Below are 15,258 nucleotides of genomic sequence, written 5' to 3'. Positions count from 1 at the left end.
ATTCCCCCTGATCGGTGCGGTTACAGTCGACCCCTCGAGACCGTCGCCGCGAACCGGCGAGCGGTGTCCTCGTCGCCGTCCGAGCGCGGCGTTACTCGACTTCGAGCCACGGCACCTCCATGAGCGCCGGGATGTGCGTCTCGATGTGGTGTTCCCAGATGCCCTCCTCGCCGAAGGCTTCCCCGTGGTCCGCGGTCACGACGACATTGCCGTCCAGCTCCGAAGCCACGTCGGCGACGGACTCGAGGGCGATCCGCAGGTTCTCCTCGTAGAGTTCCATGGCGGCCTCCCGAGTGCCGTTCTTGACGAGGTCGGCTGGGTCGAGTTCGAGCCAGAGGCCCGCCTTCTGGGCGAGTTCGCTGCCCTCGAGTGTGTTCTCCACCTTCGGGCGGATCGTATCGCCGAGCGATGAGAGGGCACCGCCACCGCCGTCGGGTTCCGTTTCGGCTTCCTCCTGTTTCCGGATTCCCTTCTGGATCTGTTTGAGCTTCTGACCCTTCCCGCGGGAGAGGTATGGCGCGTGTGGCTGCATGTAGTGGAGTACCGTCCGATCCGTCGTCTCGACCGCGTCCTGATTGTCGTAGTACGCCTCCGCCAGACTGTCCGGGGGGACCGTCCCGAGGTCGTCGTCCCAGCCGGACTTCCACACGTCGAAGACGTCGCTGATGTGGTCCGAGGCGGTCCACTCGTAGTCGCAACTGGCCCCCCACTTCAGTTCGTTCAGCGGAATCCCCAGGTTGTTGATGAAGGGGTTCCCCGAGAAGTACGCGATATCGTGTTCGTCGGTAAATGTCCGATAGGCCCACTCCGGAGTCGACGAGCCGGTGCTCCAGCGCTTCTCCAACGTCCCGTCGAGGTACTCGTCGTATACGTCGCTGAACACGTCGTACCGGCACGCATCCAGCACCAGACAGTAATCCCAATCCGACTCGAGGAAGTGCTGGTCCTGCATTAGTTGGCGCTACCTTTTGAGTCGACCTACGTATTCTTATTGGTTCCCGGAAAGTCACCGAAACCGGCCCTATTCTCCCGGTACACACCGGTTTCGTTCCGCCGTGTCGATCCGCGCGCTCGTCGAGCCGAGGCGTTACTCGAGATAGCCGAGCTCCCGCAGCCGATCGCGGGTCTCCTCGTCGGCCTCGTCGAGAGCGTCGGCCGCGTCGTCGGTCTCCGTCGGGTCGTCCCACGCGCCGCCGACTTCCCCCTCGAAGCGAGCCAGCGCCCGTTCGGTCGCAGCGACGATATCGTCGTCGGCCGGATCGACCGACGTTCGCTCCGCGGGATCCTCGTCGAGCCGGTACCCTTCGTCGGGGATGCGGTCCGCGCGGACGTACTTCGCGTCCGTGCTCCGGGCGGCGCGCAACCGCGAGTAGGCGCGGTGATCGTCCGGCAGGTCGATGCCGGCCTCGCTCGCTTTCTCCTCCAAGTGATGCAGTTCGATGACCGGCTGGGCGTACTCGACGAACGCGTAGTCGTCCCCCTCGCCCTCGAGGACGGCGCGCTGGCCGGCGTCGGGATCCGCAACCCCGTCGAACGCGCGATACTCCCTCGAGAGCAACGAGCGCGTCGAGTCGCGAGCGACGACGCGGTCGGAGTGGCCGTCACCGTCCGTCCGTCCGATTGCATCGGGATCGACGTCCAGTACGTCGAGCACCGTGTGATAACAATCGAGCAACTCGACGAGGTCGTCGCGCCGGTCGGCCTCGAGATCGGGATGTTTGACCAGCAGCGGGACGTTGATGAGCTGGTCGTAGAGGGCGAACTCGTGGCCGTAGAGGTCGTGTTCGCCGTGGAGTTCGCCGTGGTCGGCCGCAACGACGACGGTCGTCTCCTCCCACTGGCCGGTCTCGCGGAGCCAGTCGAACAGGCGGCCGAGTTCGGCGTCCATGTGGGCGATTTCGGCGTCGTAGAGGCCGCGAATGTCCTCCCATTCGTCGTCGTCGATCTCCCGCGCGCCGGAGTTGTACTCCTTGGAGTTCTGGCAGACATCGTCGGGGTCGACGCCGGGCGCGAACTCCTCGCGGTACTCCTCGGGCGGGTAGTACGGCAGGTGGGCGTCCATTAGATTGACGAAGGTGAACCAGCCGTCGTCGCTCTCGCTGTCGTCGATGAAGGACCTGGTCCGATCGATCACCGTCGGCGTCTTCGAGTCCGCCCCCTCGCCGCTGGCGAGTTTGGAGTGAGCCATCGCGCCGACGTGGACGAGCTTCGACGCCAGATCGCGGAGGTAGTCGTTGTCGTTGACGGTCTGCCACACGCTGGCCAGCGGCCCGGAGAGCACGTCGCCGGGGAGAACCTCGAAGAACGAGTCCTGATCGTCGAACCCGTCGGTGAGGCCGGTGTAGGGGGTGATCCAGGCGTTGGAGGAGTAACAGGCCGTGTCGTAGCCGGCCGTCGAGAGGATCGACGCGAGGGTCGTCTCGTCGTCGAGATACGGACTCCCCTGGTCGGCCCCGTGCTGGCTCGGATACCGACCGGTAAACAGCGAGGCGTGAACCGGAAGCGTCCACGGTGCGGGCGCGACCGCCGATTCGAAGACGGTCGCCTCCTCGGCGAACCGGGACAGCTCGGGCGTGGTCTCCCGCTCGTACCCGTAGGGCTCGAGACGATCCTTCCGGACCGTATCCAGAACGACGAAGAGGACGTTCGATTGCGGTGTCCTATCCATTACTGGCCTCACTTTTCTCCATGCCAATAAAACGATTGAAGGGACGAACGGCCACCCGTCACGGCCGCGCTCTCCGGTCAGCGATGATCAGATGTTTCAAGGTAACTGACGATTCATACCAGCCATGGACGAGCGAAATCGGCGGGCGTTCATCATCGGGGCCATCGGCACGATCGCGGTCTTTGCCGTCCTCTTTTTCGTCGTCGGCGCGCGCGACATCCTCGATTCGTTGCTGTCGGCCGAGCCGTCGCTGGTCGCCGCGACGTTCGCGCTCGCGCTCTGCTGGCTGGCCGCCTGGAGCCTGATGCTCCGGACCGTCCTCGCCGCGCTCGGCATCGGAATCCCGGTCGGGAAGTCGTTTTTCATCTACGCCGGTGCCGTCTTCGCCAACAACGTCACCCCGTTCGGACAGGCCGGCGGCGAACCGGTCGCGGCGCTGCTCATCTCGAAAACCTCCGACGCCCGCTACGAGACCAGCCTCGTCGGCATCGCGAGCGTCGACGTCCTCAACGTCGTTCCCTCGGTCTCGCTCATCCTCGTCGGCGTCGGCTACTACGCGACCACCGCCGCGCTCGGCGATCGCCTCGTGACGGCGGTCGGGTCGGCGGTCGTGCTGATCGCGGGAATCGTCATCGGCATGGGGCTCGTCTGGCGGTACCACCAGGCGATCGTCGACCGGCTCCCCGGGATCGTCGCCCCCCGACTCAACCGGCTGGGGCTCGAGCGCTTCGAGTCCGAGACGCTCGAGGAGGACATCGCCGACCGACTGGGGCGATTCTTCGAGAACATCGAACGCGTGGCGACGGACCGGTGGCGACTGTCCGCCGTCATCGGACTGTCGCTCTGTGGCTGGCTCTTTCAGGTCGCCGCGCTCATGGCCGCGTTCGCCGCGCTGGGCTCCCCCGTCCCGCCGTACGTCCTGCTCTTCGTCATCCCGCTGGCGAACCTCGCCGGCGCTGCGCCCCTTCCGGGGGGACTCGGCGGGATCGAGGCCGCGTTCGTCACGCTGCTCGTTCCGACGACCGGAATCCAGGCATCGGTCATCACCGCGGCCGTCCTCATCTTCCGCGGTGCGATCTACTGGATGCCGATCCTGATCGGCGGCCTGGCCGTGTCGGCGTTCGGCGTCCGGGCGGTGCGGTGACTCCGAACAGCGGACGATCGGACGTTGTAGCGACTCCCTGCCCGCCGGAGCGACCGAGCAGTTAATTTCCGTCCGGCTCCGATGAACGGTCGGTCGGTCGGTATGTACCGAGACGGACACGCCGGATTCAACGCCCTGCTGTACGCGCCGTTTCTGCCCCTGGTGAGCCGCGTCTGGTCGCTCGAGCTAGCGCTGGTCGGGGCGCTCGTGGCCGTCGGCGTGGCCAACCTCCCGGATATGGATGAGCCGCTGCCGTGGCTCCGACACCGCGGGCCGACGCACACTGTCTGGTTCGCCGTCCTCGTCGGGCTGATCGCCGGCGTCGGGACCGCCATCGCGGTCCCCTCGACGCCGGACGCGTTCGCGTTCGGGTTCGTCGTCGGCACCGGCGGTATCCTCGCCCACCTCGCCGGTGACGTCGTGACGCCGATGGGAATCAGTCCGTTCGCCCCCGTCTGGCGGGTTCACGTCACGCTCGACTGGTTCAAATCAAAGAACGGCCGGATCAATCGCGCGTTCCTGCTCGCCGGTTCGGCCGCCCTGTTCACGTCACTGCTTCTAACGGTGTGGCTGCCGATAGCGGCGGTTCCGACGGGGTAACCGACCGCACAGCTCCTGTGGTCACGGCTGCCGCGCGTCGCGTCTCCGACTCGAGGCCTCACCGAATCGACGGGAGTTCGTCCGCGCCCCACGCGAGGATACCGATCGATGCGGCCCAGAGCAGTACCGTCGCGGTTGGACTATGAACCGCCAGTCCGGGGCTCCAGCTCGTCCGGAGGGGGAACAGCCAGTCGATCCCCTTCGGCGAGAGCGAGTCGATCGCGAGGTGCGAGCCGATCGCCAGCCCGACGGCGACCGCCAGACCCCGGCCGCGCCAGTCCTCTCGATTCAGCCGTCGGCCGACCGCGTAGCCGCCGATGACGATTGTGAGCGCGAACAGTGGCGTGTGGGTTACGCCGCGGTGGACGAACGGCCATCCCCATCCCGCGGGAAAGAGAAAGTCAGCGTCAGGGAGAAGGCCGAAGATGAGCCCGATCCGCGGGTCTTCGTCGGTGAGTCCGCGGACGAGGGCGTAACCGACGAACGCGTGAGTCGCGAACGCGCCCGCGAGAAACAATCCGCGTTCGAGTTCCATCGCGTACGGGTTCGATCGATCCCACCACGTAACTTATGGTTTCGGTCGCCGAATGGACTCGGACGAACGCGGTCGAGGCTGCTGGCGAATCAACAGTGCTTACATTCAGGACCGAATACGAACCGGGCATGGATCCGTTGCAAACCGAGGGACTACCGCCCTGGCTCGAGTCGATGTTCACGTCGGAGCTCGCGTTAGCGGTGTTCTTCGGTATCTGCGTTCTCGAGGGAGCGATGCTCCTGCGGTTTATGCCGAGCGAACTCGTCGTCCCGGCCGCGCTGGCACTGATCGGGTCGTCGATCCCGGAGGTGATCGTGATCGTCGCCATCGCGGTCGTCGGAACGACGGTCGGCCAGTTCTGTCTCTTCTGTCTCGTCCGTCGCGCCGGTCGGGAGTACGTCCTGCAAAAGCGATGGTTTCCCATCACCGAATCGCGACTCGAGCGCTTCGACGGCTGGTTCGATCGGTGGGGCGGCCTGGCCGTTCCCGTGAGCAATACGATGCTATTCGTTCGCGGACTGCTGACGATCCCCGCCGGGCTCTCGGAGATGGACGGCCGCTCGTTCGTCGCGCTGTCGGCGATCGGTTCGCTGTCCTTCCAGACGATCCTCGCGACCCTCTACCTCGCCGGCGGCCATCTGTTGGCGTGACCGAGCGACGGATTCGGCCCCCGTAGACGGTGCTTCTCAGTACAGTTTCGCGTTCCTGATTTACCGAACCGCAAAATCGAAAATCGCTTTCGCGACGGCTCAGTTTCCGCCCTGTCGGTAGACCGGGATGCGGAACCTGACGCCTCTGTCGCGGAGCTGCCACCTGGTCTCGGTGCCGATCCACGTCAGGCCGGTCAGGAGCGCGACGCCGATGGCGGCGAACTCCGAGGACCCCATCCAGACCGGACTGACGAAGAGGAGGGCGTTGTAGATCCGGTGTGGGAGGATCGACTCGATGAGATCACCGAGGAATCCGAGCGGGCTGAAGCTGAAGCCCCCTCCGCCACCGCCGCCGCCACCGCTGCTCTCGGCTTCAGTTCGGTTTTCGAGGCCGAGTGCCTGGGCGCTCTGGCCGCCCTCGCTTTCGTCACCGGTCTCGAGGCGCTCGGATTCGTAGGGGAGGCTGGAACCGACCTCCCAGACGATCTCGCCGGACTGATTGACCTCAATGACCCGGTTGCCGTGGGTGTCGGAGATCAGCGTGTTCCCGTTCGGAAGTCGGTCGGCGTCCCGGGGCCACTGGATCTGATCGTCTTCCCAGAGCCAGGTCTGGGTCCACTCGCCGTCCTCGCGCTGGAACTCTTTGATCTGAGCGTTCTCGGAGTCAGCGACGAGGATGGCCGGGCCGCCCTGACTCTCGGGAATGAAATCGGGGTTGTGCTGTTCGTGGAGGACGTCGTGCTCGTTTTCGCTCCCGAGCGTCCAGTCCTCGAGCAGCCCCTCCTCCCGATCGAGGAAGACGACCTGGTCCTGATTGCGCAGACTGGCCATGATTCGGCCTTCCATCTGGCCCTCCTCGATGTACTCGACGTCGTTGATGTGGGCCCAGTCGCGGGGCCAGGAGTGACCGCCCTCGAGCGGGAAGTCGCTCTGGGCGTCCCAGAGCCAGTTGACGACCTCCGTCTCGGTGTTGACGATGAACACCTGGTCAGCGACCATGTCGGCGACGACGAAGTGGGTCTCGTTGATGCGATCGACGTCGTGCCACTCGCCGGCGTACTCCTTGTAGTCGTATCGCTCGTAGAGGACCTCGACCTCGCCGGTCTCGAGGTCGGCTCGCTCGATGACGTTGCGGGTACACGGCGGCGCGCCGCAGTTGGAGCCTTCCGTGTGAATCGTGTCCGTCGCGGCGTACTCGACGGTCAGCGGGTCACCCTCGACAGGGTCAGCGTCGAAGTACTTGGTCCGCGAGTTGTTGTAGTAGAGGACCTCGCCGTTGGGCTGGTAGGCCGTAATCGTCCCCGCGCGGCCCGATTCGGTGACGACGGTGTGATTATCCGTCTCCGGCGCGTCCGGAACGTCTTCTTTCGACGCCGTCGAAATCCCGCCCGAGGCAGCCGCGCTGGCGACGACGGCGGCCGAGACGAGGATAAGCACGGCGAACGCGGCCCGGAGTCTATTTCTCGTGATCTCCGAACGGACGCGCTCGAGCGAGGGGAGCGATCGGTCGGTCACGGTACGGTCACCATCTCGTTTCGGAGCGCCGGTTGGGGAACCATCGTCCTTCGTTTCCGAATCGAGGTACTAGTACTTTTTCTAACCGGACCGCGCCTCGAGGACCCGATCGCACGGTCGCGCTGAGCGAGGGAAACGCCGGACGAGACAGGCCGAGGGCCGGCTCGGACGACCGATTCGGCTCACTGGTCTGTGGGTCACGCGTCATCGTGGGCCTGCGTGGTGAGGACGGGAACCGGCGAGGTACGGATCACGCGCTCGGTGAAGCTCCCGAGCAGGTGCCGGTCGAGGCCGGTGTGGCCGTGCGTTCCCATCACGACGAGATCGATATCCTGCTCGTCGGCGTAGGTCGTGATCTCTCGGGACACCGACCCCGCGGCGATAGTAGTCGTGATGTCGTCGACGCCCGCTTGCGTAGCGGTCGTCGCCGCGTCGTCCAGGACCGCCTGGACGTTTTCCTCGAGCTGCTCGGGAAGTTCGGCCGACTCCGCGTCGATCACCTCCGGGAGTTCGTCGACGACGGACAGTAGGTGGAGTCGCGCGCCGTGTCGCTCGGCGACCGTCGACGCTAGTTCGAGCGCTGCCGTCGCGTGATCGCTCCCGTCGGTCGGTACGAGAACGTCCGTGTAGGGAAACGTCGGGGACACCTCGTCGGCGGCGCGGACGGTCAACACCGGAACGGTGCTCCTGTTCACGACGTGATCCGTGACGCTCCCGAGGACGTACTCCCCCAGTCCGCGCCGTCCGTGGGCCCCCATCGCGACGAGATCGAACTCGTCGGCGGTGGCGCGCTCGACGATCACTTTTCGCGGATCGCCCTGAACGACGTTCGCCACCACGGATACGCCGCGGTCCTCTGCCATCGCCGCGGCATCAGAAAGGATGTCGTTTCCCTCTCCCTCGAGCACGTCGACGATGTCGTCGCCGAGGCGCGTGAGGCTCGGTTCGTTCGTGTCGGCGACGTTGAGCAGGTGAACGGTCGCCTCCCGATCGGCGGCGACGTCGAGTACGTGCTCGAGGGCGGCCGTCGCGGAATCGCTCCCGTCGGTCGGGACGAGGATACGAGTGGACATGGCCGAGCGTTCGGGACGGATCCGCTTATCAGTTGTTGGTAGTATGGTCTCTTTATTTAGAGTTGGCCGCGAAACTCGCGCTCAGTATAGGCGGAGAAGTGTACACTCACCGCGAGCGAACCGAGTGAGCGAGCGGGCCGACGACCGACCCGTAGGGGAGGGAGGAGTGCTTTTAATCAACATTTTGCCGAGCGACCGAGCGCTAGCGAGGGAGCGCAGAGCAAAATGTTGGCATCTGTAGTTGCCGAAACTCCTCATTCAGTTTCAGGAACGATTCTGAATAAAGAAAGCGTGCTACTGTATCTATCCGTAGCGGAGTCAGAGCGACGAGCGAGGTGCTCGCGCTCGGCCTCAGTAGTCGAAGAACGAATGCGGGATCACGCCGATCCCCCACCCCAAGTCGAGCGGCTAGCTGGAGTCGATGCGAATCTCACCGTCAGCGGTGACGGTCACCAGGCAATCGCTGTACTCGAACGTTACCGATCCGCCGGACCGAAGCCCGTCCGCACGGGGTTCGAACAGTCGCTCGAGCGCGTCGGCGTTGATCGAGTAATGGAGCGGTTCGAGTTCGGTCACGTCCTCGTTCTGGAATGTTGCGACGGCATCCGCCACGGCAACGCTGAGCGGTTCGTCGTCGAGTCTATCGTATTGCACGGAATAGTGATCTCCCATCGCGGTCGACGGTGATCGTGAACTCATCTCGGTCATGGATTAGTACGTACCCCCAGTACGCAGGTGGGAAGTCGTCCCTTGGTTCACGAGTCGTTGCAAAGAGCCTGATCGTTAACTGTGTAACGCTCCCTCCGACCGACGGTTAATCAATTAACCTCGGAAGCGGTCGCCCCCTCGAACAGGGCCGCGAACAGCTTTCGTTCGGCGGATCGAATGTGCTTATGAAAGGCGGGCGAGGAGATGTCCAGCGAGCCGGCGATCTCCTCGCCGTTCGCTCGGCGGGGCCACTCGAAGAAGCCGCCGTGATAGGCCGTCTGGACTACCTCGCGTTGGCGGTCGGTGAACGTCTCGAGAAGCGCGCTCCGCGCTGGACCGCTGACCGTGGATCGGTCGTCGGTTTCCCCCTCGCGTCGGGCCACCATCGACACCGAGGGCCCGCTTCGGCTGATACCGGACAACACGTCGCGAATCTCGACGGCATCCGGCACGTCGACGATCGCGCGGCCGCCCGACGCGTTGGCCACGAACTCGCGCAACCGCGCGCCGTGGGTATCGGTGATCGAACCCAGGAAGGAATCGGTGACCCGGAGCTGAAGCAACGTCTCGTCCTCGTGGTCGGCGATCGTGGTGATCTCGCTGATTCCCTCGATAGCAGTGTATTCGGCAGCCGTGAGCGATTCGTCGACCGGCTCTTCGACGGCCGCGAACACGAACTGGGCGCCGTCGGCTCGCGCCGTCGCACCCTCGTACGTCACGGGCCCGCCAAGGTACTCGGCGAGCCGACACAGCGTCGCGTCCGCCGCGACCTCGAGTTCCACTTCGGTGAGACCGTCACCGAACAGCGCGTTCTTCCGTTTGACGGCGTCGATCGCGTACGCAATCGTTTCGCCGAGTTCCGCGAGCGTCGACCGTAGCGTCTCGTCGAACGCGCCCCGTTGCTCCCCGTAGATCGAGAGGACGCCGTAGAGAAATCCGTCGTAGACCAGCGGGATCGCGTACGCGGACTGGAAGTTTCGCGAGAGCGCTTCACCCCGCCATTCGCCGTCGTGAACCGATTCAGCGACGTTCTCGACGTGGACCGGGCTCCGCGTTCGAGCCGCTCGACCAGCCGGTTCGGCGGCCGATTCGTCCACCGTCGTTATCGGTACCGCGTCGAGATATCCCCGTTCGAATCCGGCGTGGTATCGCGACTCGAGGCTGTTCCCGCTCGGGTCGGGTTCGCCGAACCAGGCCAGCGAACACGACTCGAGTTCGGCCAGACACTCGGGGACCCCACGTTCGATCTCGCTCCGAGAGTCGGCCATCAAGAGGAGCTGTTCGGCCTCTTGGCGCACCTCGTTGGCGGCGTTGAGCCGCTCGAGGTGTCGGTTCTGCTTCTTGAGTTCGCGTTCGCGTTCGCGGAGCCGGCGGCTCCGGCCGATCCGGTCGAGGGCGGCTTCCGCCGTCGTCGCGAACAGTTCGGCGAGTTCGACGGTCTCGTCAGTGTACGCGTCCGGTTCGGTCGACAGCGCGACGAGAACGCCGTGTTCGCCGAGCGGAACGGAGAGGCCGCTTCGAACGTCCGGCGCCTCACCGCGGACGATCCGGGCCGCTCCGTCGTCGTGGACCGTCGGTTCGCCGGCGACGAACGCCTGCCACGGATCGCCGGCGTCGGGCTGGAGCGGGTGTGGCGAACCGAACGTCGACTCGATGGCCGGCGAGTACGCCGCTGGCAGCAGTTCGTTCGTTTCCTCGTCGAATCGGTAGACGACGGTTTCGAGGTCGAGCACTTCGGTCGCGATGTCGACGATGTACTCGCAGGCGCCCCCCTTCGAGTCGACCGTCAACAGGTGACTGGTCGCCTCGTGGAGCGCGTTGAGCGCCTCCTGATACTGGACCCGTTCGGTGATATCGTTGGCGACACCGATGACGCGATCGACGGAACCGTCATCCGCGACCGGGCGGAGGGATGTCTCGAAAATACGGTCTCCGAGCCGTCTCCGCGTGTTGACTGCCACCCCATCGAGCGCGTCTCTCGCGTCGGCGCGGGCCGCGGGGTAGTCCTCGAGCAGGTCGAAGAACGATCGGCCGACGACTTCGTCGGATTCGAAGCCGAGGTTCGCGAGCCCCTGCCCTTCCGAGAGCGTAAAGGTCCCGTCGTCGTCGAGGACGAACAACACGACGGGCGCGTTCTCGACCAGCGTCTGTAATCGCTCCGTCCACTCAGTCAAATCCCGTTTGCGCTCGACGCGCTCGGTCACGTTCCGCCAGTAGACGGAGATTCCGGACGGCGATGGGTAAATCCGAGACTCGATCCACGCGTCGTAGGGCTCCAGGTAGGCTTCGACCGTCCGCGCCTCCTGCGTTTCCATCGCCTCGATGGCGGCGTCCTGAAACGGGGTCCCCGCTATCTCCGGGAAGACATCGAGGATGGGGTTCCCGACCAGGTCGGATCGCTCGAGATCGAGTACTTCGAGCGCGCGGTCGTTGACGTAGGTAAACCGCCAGTCCGCGTCGAGGGCGTAGAACGAGTCGGTGACGCGTTTGAACGACTCGCTCAACTCCCGTTCGATGCGGTGGAACTCCGTGATGTCCCGTACCGACGCGATGATGCCGTCGATGGTGTTGTCGTCGAGTCGGTTCGTGAGAACGGCCTCGTGGACGTACCAGCACCCGTCCGCGTGTTTGCACGTGTATTCGACGGTCCGCGTGGTGCCGAGTTCCCCCTCGCAAACGGCGTCGAACTCGTCTTTGACTGTCTGCACATCGTCGGAGTGGACGAAGTCGAGCATGTTCGTCCCGGACATTTCATCCGAGGTGAATCCCCCGACGCGTTCGACTGCCGGACTCACGTCGGTGACCGCTCCCTCTTCGTCGAGGACGATCAACAGATCTGACGACTGTTCGATCAACGTCCGATACAATTCCACCCGCCGGTCGGCCGATCGCTCCATCGCGGTGAACTCCACCGTCCGCCGGAGCCGGTGGGTCAGCAACGGCGGCTCCTGGATGGTCGTCTTGGCGACGATTTCGGCCGCACCCTCGTCTCGGAGTCGGTCGATCGACTCGTTCGCGGCCGGATCGACCGCGTAGACGACCGGACACGAGCCGTCGACGGCCGCGAGGACGTCCCGGTCGTCGGTCAGGACGCAATCGACCGTCTCGAGCCGGTCGTCCGTGAGGTCGGACGCGTTCGGAACGGATTCCGCGACGGCCACCGCTTCGTCCGCGAGCCCCGCCGTCGCCGTCCGGATCCACTCGGACGAGCCGACGGAAAGGGCGTGGACGGGCGTCGTCTCGGATTCCTCGAGACTTCGAACCATACCCCTGCTGGGGGCGGAGGAGGGAAAAAGCTCGCGTCGATTCCGGCTCCGAGAGGCGGCCTACTCGAGGACGAGCGGGCCGTGATCGACCAGGTACCCGTCGTTGCGTTCATCGATAGCACGGGCTTCTCGGAGTCGGATTCCCCGTTCCATATCGGTCATGACCGGCGTCTCGTAGTAGTCCGCCTCGTACTCGAACGCCCCACCCTCCTCGCGACGGCGCTCGACAAACGCGCGGTGACGCTCGAGGCGAGCGCGGCCGACCGACCGCGACAGCGCCGGCACGTCGTCGATCCGGTCGTCGAACACCTCGAGGAAGGCGTCCTCGAGTTCGAACCCGATCGAGTTGCGGCCGGCACAGATCGCCGCGAGCGAGGTCGTACCGGTGCCCCAGAAGGGATCGAGAACGGTGTCGCCGTAGGCGGAGTACATACAGATCAGCCGGTAGGGAATCACCAGCGGGTAGGCCGCCGACCGCTGGCGGAGTTCGTCGTCGGCCTCCTCGAGGGACTGCAACTCCCCCGTGACGTCCGTCCAGACGTCCGAGAACCAGCGGTTGCGCTCCTCCCAGAAGAACGCGGCCTCGTAGCGCCGGTCGGCTCCCGGCTCGAACGCGCGGCGCTGGTCTCCCTTTCGGAAGACTAGGATGTACTCGTGTTCCAGCGTCACGTAAGCGTTCGGCGGGATCATCCCGCTACCCATGAACTTGGCCGCGCTGTTCGCTGGTTTGCGCCAGAGCACGTCCGGCAACGGATCGAATCCCCGTTCCTCGAACGCCGCGAGCACGCGAGCGTGGTTCGGATAGACCCGAAAGCTCCCGTCGACCGATCGGGTCGCATCGCCCACGTTGATGCAGGCGATGCCGCCGTCGACGAGCACCCGCTCGAGTTCGTCCCAGACTGCCTCGAGTTGATCGTGCATCCCGTCGAAGGCGGCCCGGCCGTCGCCGTCGTCCAGCGCGTCGCCGATCGCGGGATCGAGGTCGGTAAAGAGGTCGTCCCACATCTCGATCATCGGATACGGCGGCGACGTGACGACGAGTTCGACCGACTCGTCCGCCACGCGCGAGAGATCGCGCGAATCACCGGCGAAAACGCGGTGGGTCGTCTCCATTGACCGTATACTGTCTGCGTCGGTCCCTTAGCTCCTTCGTCAGGGCGACGACACGGATTCGAAAAAACTGGTCCGAGCCACCGGTCGGCTCAGCGGAGCACTGGCCGAACCGGAGGGGCGTCGTTCGACTCGGAGAGACGCTGTTTAGATCGGCGGGGCCTGTTCGGATCGAAGAGCGGCGGTTCGAATCCACGAACTCGGTCGTTCGAGCGGCTCGCGACACTTCGCTTATTTCGCTTTCCTCACCCTATTCCTCGCCTTCCTCGCCGGTCTCCTCGGCCTCGGCCTCCTCCATCTCTTCCGACTCATCGTCCGAATCGCCGCTTGTCGCCGGTTCGAACTCCTCGATCGGCTCCCACTCCTCTTCCTCGTCCGAGGCGAGGCGGCGACGGAGGAACGCGGCCCCGGCGAGCACGCCCACGGCGAGCAGCAGTCGGGGGAGCCGCGATGTCGAGCCGGTACCCGATTCCTCCTCCGTCTCGTCGGTCATTTCGGTCGACTCCATGACGTCCTCGATGATCTCCGGCTCCTCGAGGTCCTCGATCGGTGACCCCTCGAATTCGGGCGATTGACGACCCACGAGAAAGCCCACAGCTGCGCCGAGGCCGAACAGGGCCCCCGCGAGCGGTAGCCGTCCGCCCGATCGCGATCCTTCAGACTCTTCGACAGCTTCGAGAATCGACTCGCGCATCGGCGAGTCCATTCCTTTGTTGATTGCTTCCTTGACGATGAGCTCGGACAACGTTTTGTCTTGTTGTTCCATCTCGGGCATAATTCGCTCCGACCACACCACCGTACATAGTTCTGTTCACCGTTTCCGTCGTCGGACCCACCGGTCCCGCTCGTTTCAGGGACCGATTTCGAAAGACAAACTGTTTAATTAGTTGTTTACCGGCTTGGCGACCGACTGCTCACCGGCCATCGCGGTCGGTCGCTGTCGACTTGGATTCGCATCACGGTCGACAGAACCGGCCCGAGAGCCGATATATGCGGGATTTCGTCGGGGAAATCGCTTCCTACGTTCGCTTTCGGCGGGCCTTGAGCACGTGTCGGTCGCGCGTGCGCTGACGGCTGCCGAGTAGGCCTTCGATCGACGGGCGACGCGAGGACTCCGCCCGCCGCTCGGATCGCGCCGTCGATCGAGAAACCGACTGCTTCCCGTGCTATAAGGTTTCATCGGCGCGACGAGGGCGAAAGGAGGTGTAGAACGCCTTCCATAACGAAAGGGATTCGCTCGAAACGGATCTGGGTATGAGCGTTTTCCGCCAGCCCGGGGTTCTCGGCCGATCGACGCGGCGACGCGTGGTGGGCGTCACCGCGGCGCTCTCGGCCGCGGCCGTCGAAATGCTCGCGGTCGGGTCCTGGTTCGTCCTCGTCGTCGATTCGCGAACGACGTTGACAGCACTCGCGGGGCTCGGGGTGCTCTTTTGCGGGTCACTGCTCAGGGCGGGCGTCTTCGGCGCGACGGTCAGCGATATCGACGACCTCCTGCAACCGCGGCGACTCGGCGTGACGGTCGTGCTCACGACCGGGTGGATCGTCTGGCTGCTCGTGGCCGAACTGATCGGAGCCGTTCCCGGCGTCGTCGTCGCGACCGTCGTCCTCACCGGGATCCTCACCGGGCAGTTCCTCCTCGAGCGACGCGTCTTCAGACGACACGCGTCAACGCGCGTGACGTTCACGCCGGTGGTCCCGGGACTCCTGATGGCCGTCGGCGCGTCGGCGCTACTCGCGACCGCCTGGTTTACGGACTGGGCCCTCTCCTCACCACCGATCTCGCTCGGGGTCACGACGGTCGTTCTCGAGATCGAGGCGCTTCACGTCGGTGTGCTCGTTTTCGGACTGTTCGCGTTTCTCGCCCACCAGTACCGATTCCAGCGGGTTCTCGACCCCTGAGACGGTCTGTTGTAACCGTGTCCGGGCCCACCGCATGGCGGATCGGGGGTGCGCCAGAACTGACTGACCGACAGTAGTCCGTGTGACGCG

At 65.0% G+C, this 15,258-nt stretch carries 13 protein-coding genes; 4 read left to right on the top strand and 9 right to left on the bottom strand.

The features are described 5' to 3' along the window. Nucleotides 1–91 precede the first annotated feature (91 nt). Nucleotides 92–952 (bottom strand): hypothetical protein, encoded by an 861-nt coding sequence (locus LDH74_RS07735; protein WP_226041936.1) that lies wholly within the window; start codon nucleotides 950–952, stop codon nucleotides 92–94. A gap of 135 nt (nucleotides 953–1,087) precedes the next feature. Continuing rightward, nucleotides 1,088–2,668: a sulfatase gene (locus tag LDH74_RS07730; RefSeq protein WP_226041935.1), complete on the bottom strand. Its 1,581-nt coding sequence runs from the start codon at nucleotides 2,666–2,668 to the stop codon at nucleotides 1,088–1,090. Between the two features lie 124 nt (nucleotides 2,669–2,792). Between LDH74_RS07730 and LDH74_RS07725 the strand changes: the two genes are divergently transcribed. Both LDH74_RS07725 and LDH74_RS07720 read left to right on the top strand, forming a co-directional pair. After that, entirely contained in the window at nucleotides 2,793–3,812 is a 1,020-nt protein-coding gene (locus LDH74_RS07725) for a lysylphosphatidylglycerol synthase transmembrane domain-containing protein (RefSeq protein WP_226041934.1), read from the top strand. A gap of 102 nt (nucleotides 3,813–3,914) precedes the next feature. Beyond that, complete coding sequence (locus tag LDH74_RS07720; RefSeq protein WP_226041933.1) at nucleotides 3,915–4,412, top strand: metal-dependent hydrolase; 498 nt, start codon at nucleotides 3,915–3,917, stop codon at nucleotides 4,410–4,412. Between the two features lie 58 nt (nucleotides 4,413–4,470). Here LDH74_RS07720 and LDH74_RS07715 read toward each other — a convergent pair whose 3' ends face one another. After that, nucleotides 4,471–4,947 carry a metal-dependent hydrolase gene (locus LDH74_RS07715; protein WP_226041932.1) on the bottom strand — a complete coding sequence of 159 codons (477 nt, stop codon included), beginning with the start codon at nucleotides 4,945–4,947 and terminating at the stop codon, nucleotides 4,471–4,473. Nucleotides 4,948–5,075: 128 nt separating this feature from the next. Between LDH74_RS07715 and LDH74_RS07710 the strand changes: the two genes are divergently transcribed. After that, a complete protein-coding gene (locus LDH74_RS07710) occupies nucleotides 5,076–5,597 on the top strand; it encodes a VTT domain-containing protein (protein ID WP_226041931.1) in 522 nt (173 codons plus the stop codon). 99 nt (nucleotides 5,598–5,696) lie between these two features. Here the strand turns inward: LDH74_RS07710 and LDH74_RS07705 are convergent, their stop codons facing one another. From LDH74_RS07705 to LDH74_RS07680, 6 genes are all read right to left on the bottom strand, one after another. Continuing rightward, the gene (locus tag LDH74_RS07705; protein ID WP_226041930.1) at nucleotides 5,697–7,112 is read right to left on the bottom strand and encodes an aryl-sulfate sulfotransferase; all 1,416 of its coding nucleotides are present in this window, start codon (nucleotides 7,110–7,112) and stop codon (nucleotides 5,697–5,699) included. Between the two features lie 197 nt (nucleotides 7,113–7,309). Continuing rightward, on the bottom strand, nucleotides 7,310–8,185 hold the full coding sequence (locus tag LDH74_RS07700; protein WP_226041929.1) for a universal stress protein: 876 nt from the start codon (nucleotides 8,183–8,185) through the stop codon (nucleotides 7,310–7,312). Nucleotides 8,186–8,593: 408 nt separating this feature from the next. Continuing rightward, nucleotides 8,594–8,893: a HalOD1 output domain-containing protein gene (locus LDH74_RS07695; protein ID WP_226041928.1), complete on the bottom strand. Its 300-nt coding sequence runs from the start codon at nucleotides 8,891–8,893 to the stop codon at nucleotides 8,594–8,596. Nucleotides 8,894–9,003: 110 nt separating this feature from the next. Then, a complete protein-coding gene (locus LDH74_RS07690) occupies nucleotides 9,004–12,159 on the bottom strand; it encodes a PAS domain S-box protein (protein WP_226041927.1) in 3,156 nt (1,051 codons plus the stop codon). Between the two features lie 60 nt (nucleotides 12,160–12,219). After that, the gene (locus LDH74_RS07685) at nucleotides 12,220–13,272 is read right to left on the bottom strand and encodes a site-specific DNA-methyltransferase (protein WP_226041926.1); all 1,053 of its coding nucleotides are present in this window, start codon (nucleotides 13,270–13,272) and stop codon (nucleotides 12,220–12,222) included. 247 nt (nucleotides 13,273–13,519) lie between these two features. After that, the gene (locus tag LDH74_RS07680) at nucleotides 13,520–14,044 is read right to left on the bottom strand and encodes a hypothetical protein (RefSeq protein ID WP_226041925.1); all 525 of its coding nucleotides are present in this window, start codon (nucleotides 14,042–14,044) and stop codon (nucleotides 13,520–13,522) included. Nucleotides 14,045–14,523: 479 nt separating this feature from the next. Here LDH74_RS07680 and LDH74_RS07675 point away from each other — a divergent pair, with 479 nt between their 5' ends. Further along, entirely contained in the window at nucleotides 14,524–15,168 is a 645-nt protein-coding gene (locus LDH74_RS07675; RefSeq protein ID WP_226041924.1) for a hypothetical protein, read from the top strand. Nucleotides 15,169–15,258: the final 90 nt, after the last annotated feature.

Source organism: Natrinema sp. DC36 (genome assembly GCF_020405225.1).
Lineage (GTDB): Archaea > Halobacteriota > Halobacteria > Halobacteriales > Natrialbaceae > Natrinema.
Note: the sequence above shows the minus strand (reverse complement) of the source record. Positions and strands in the feature narration are given on the sequence as shown.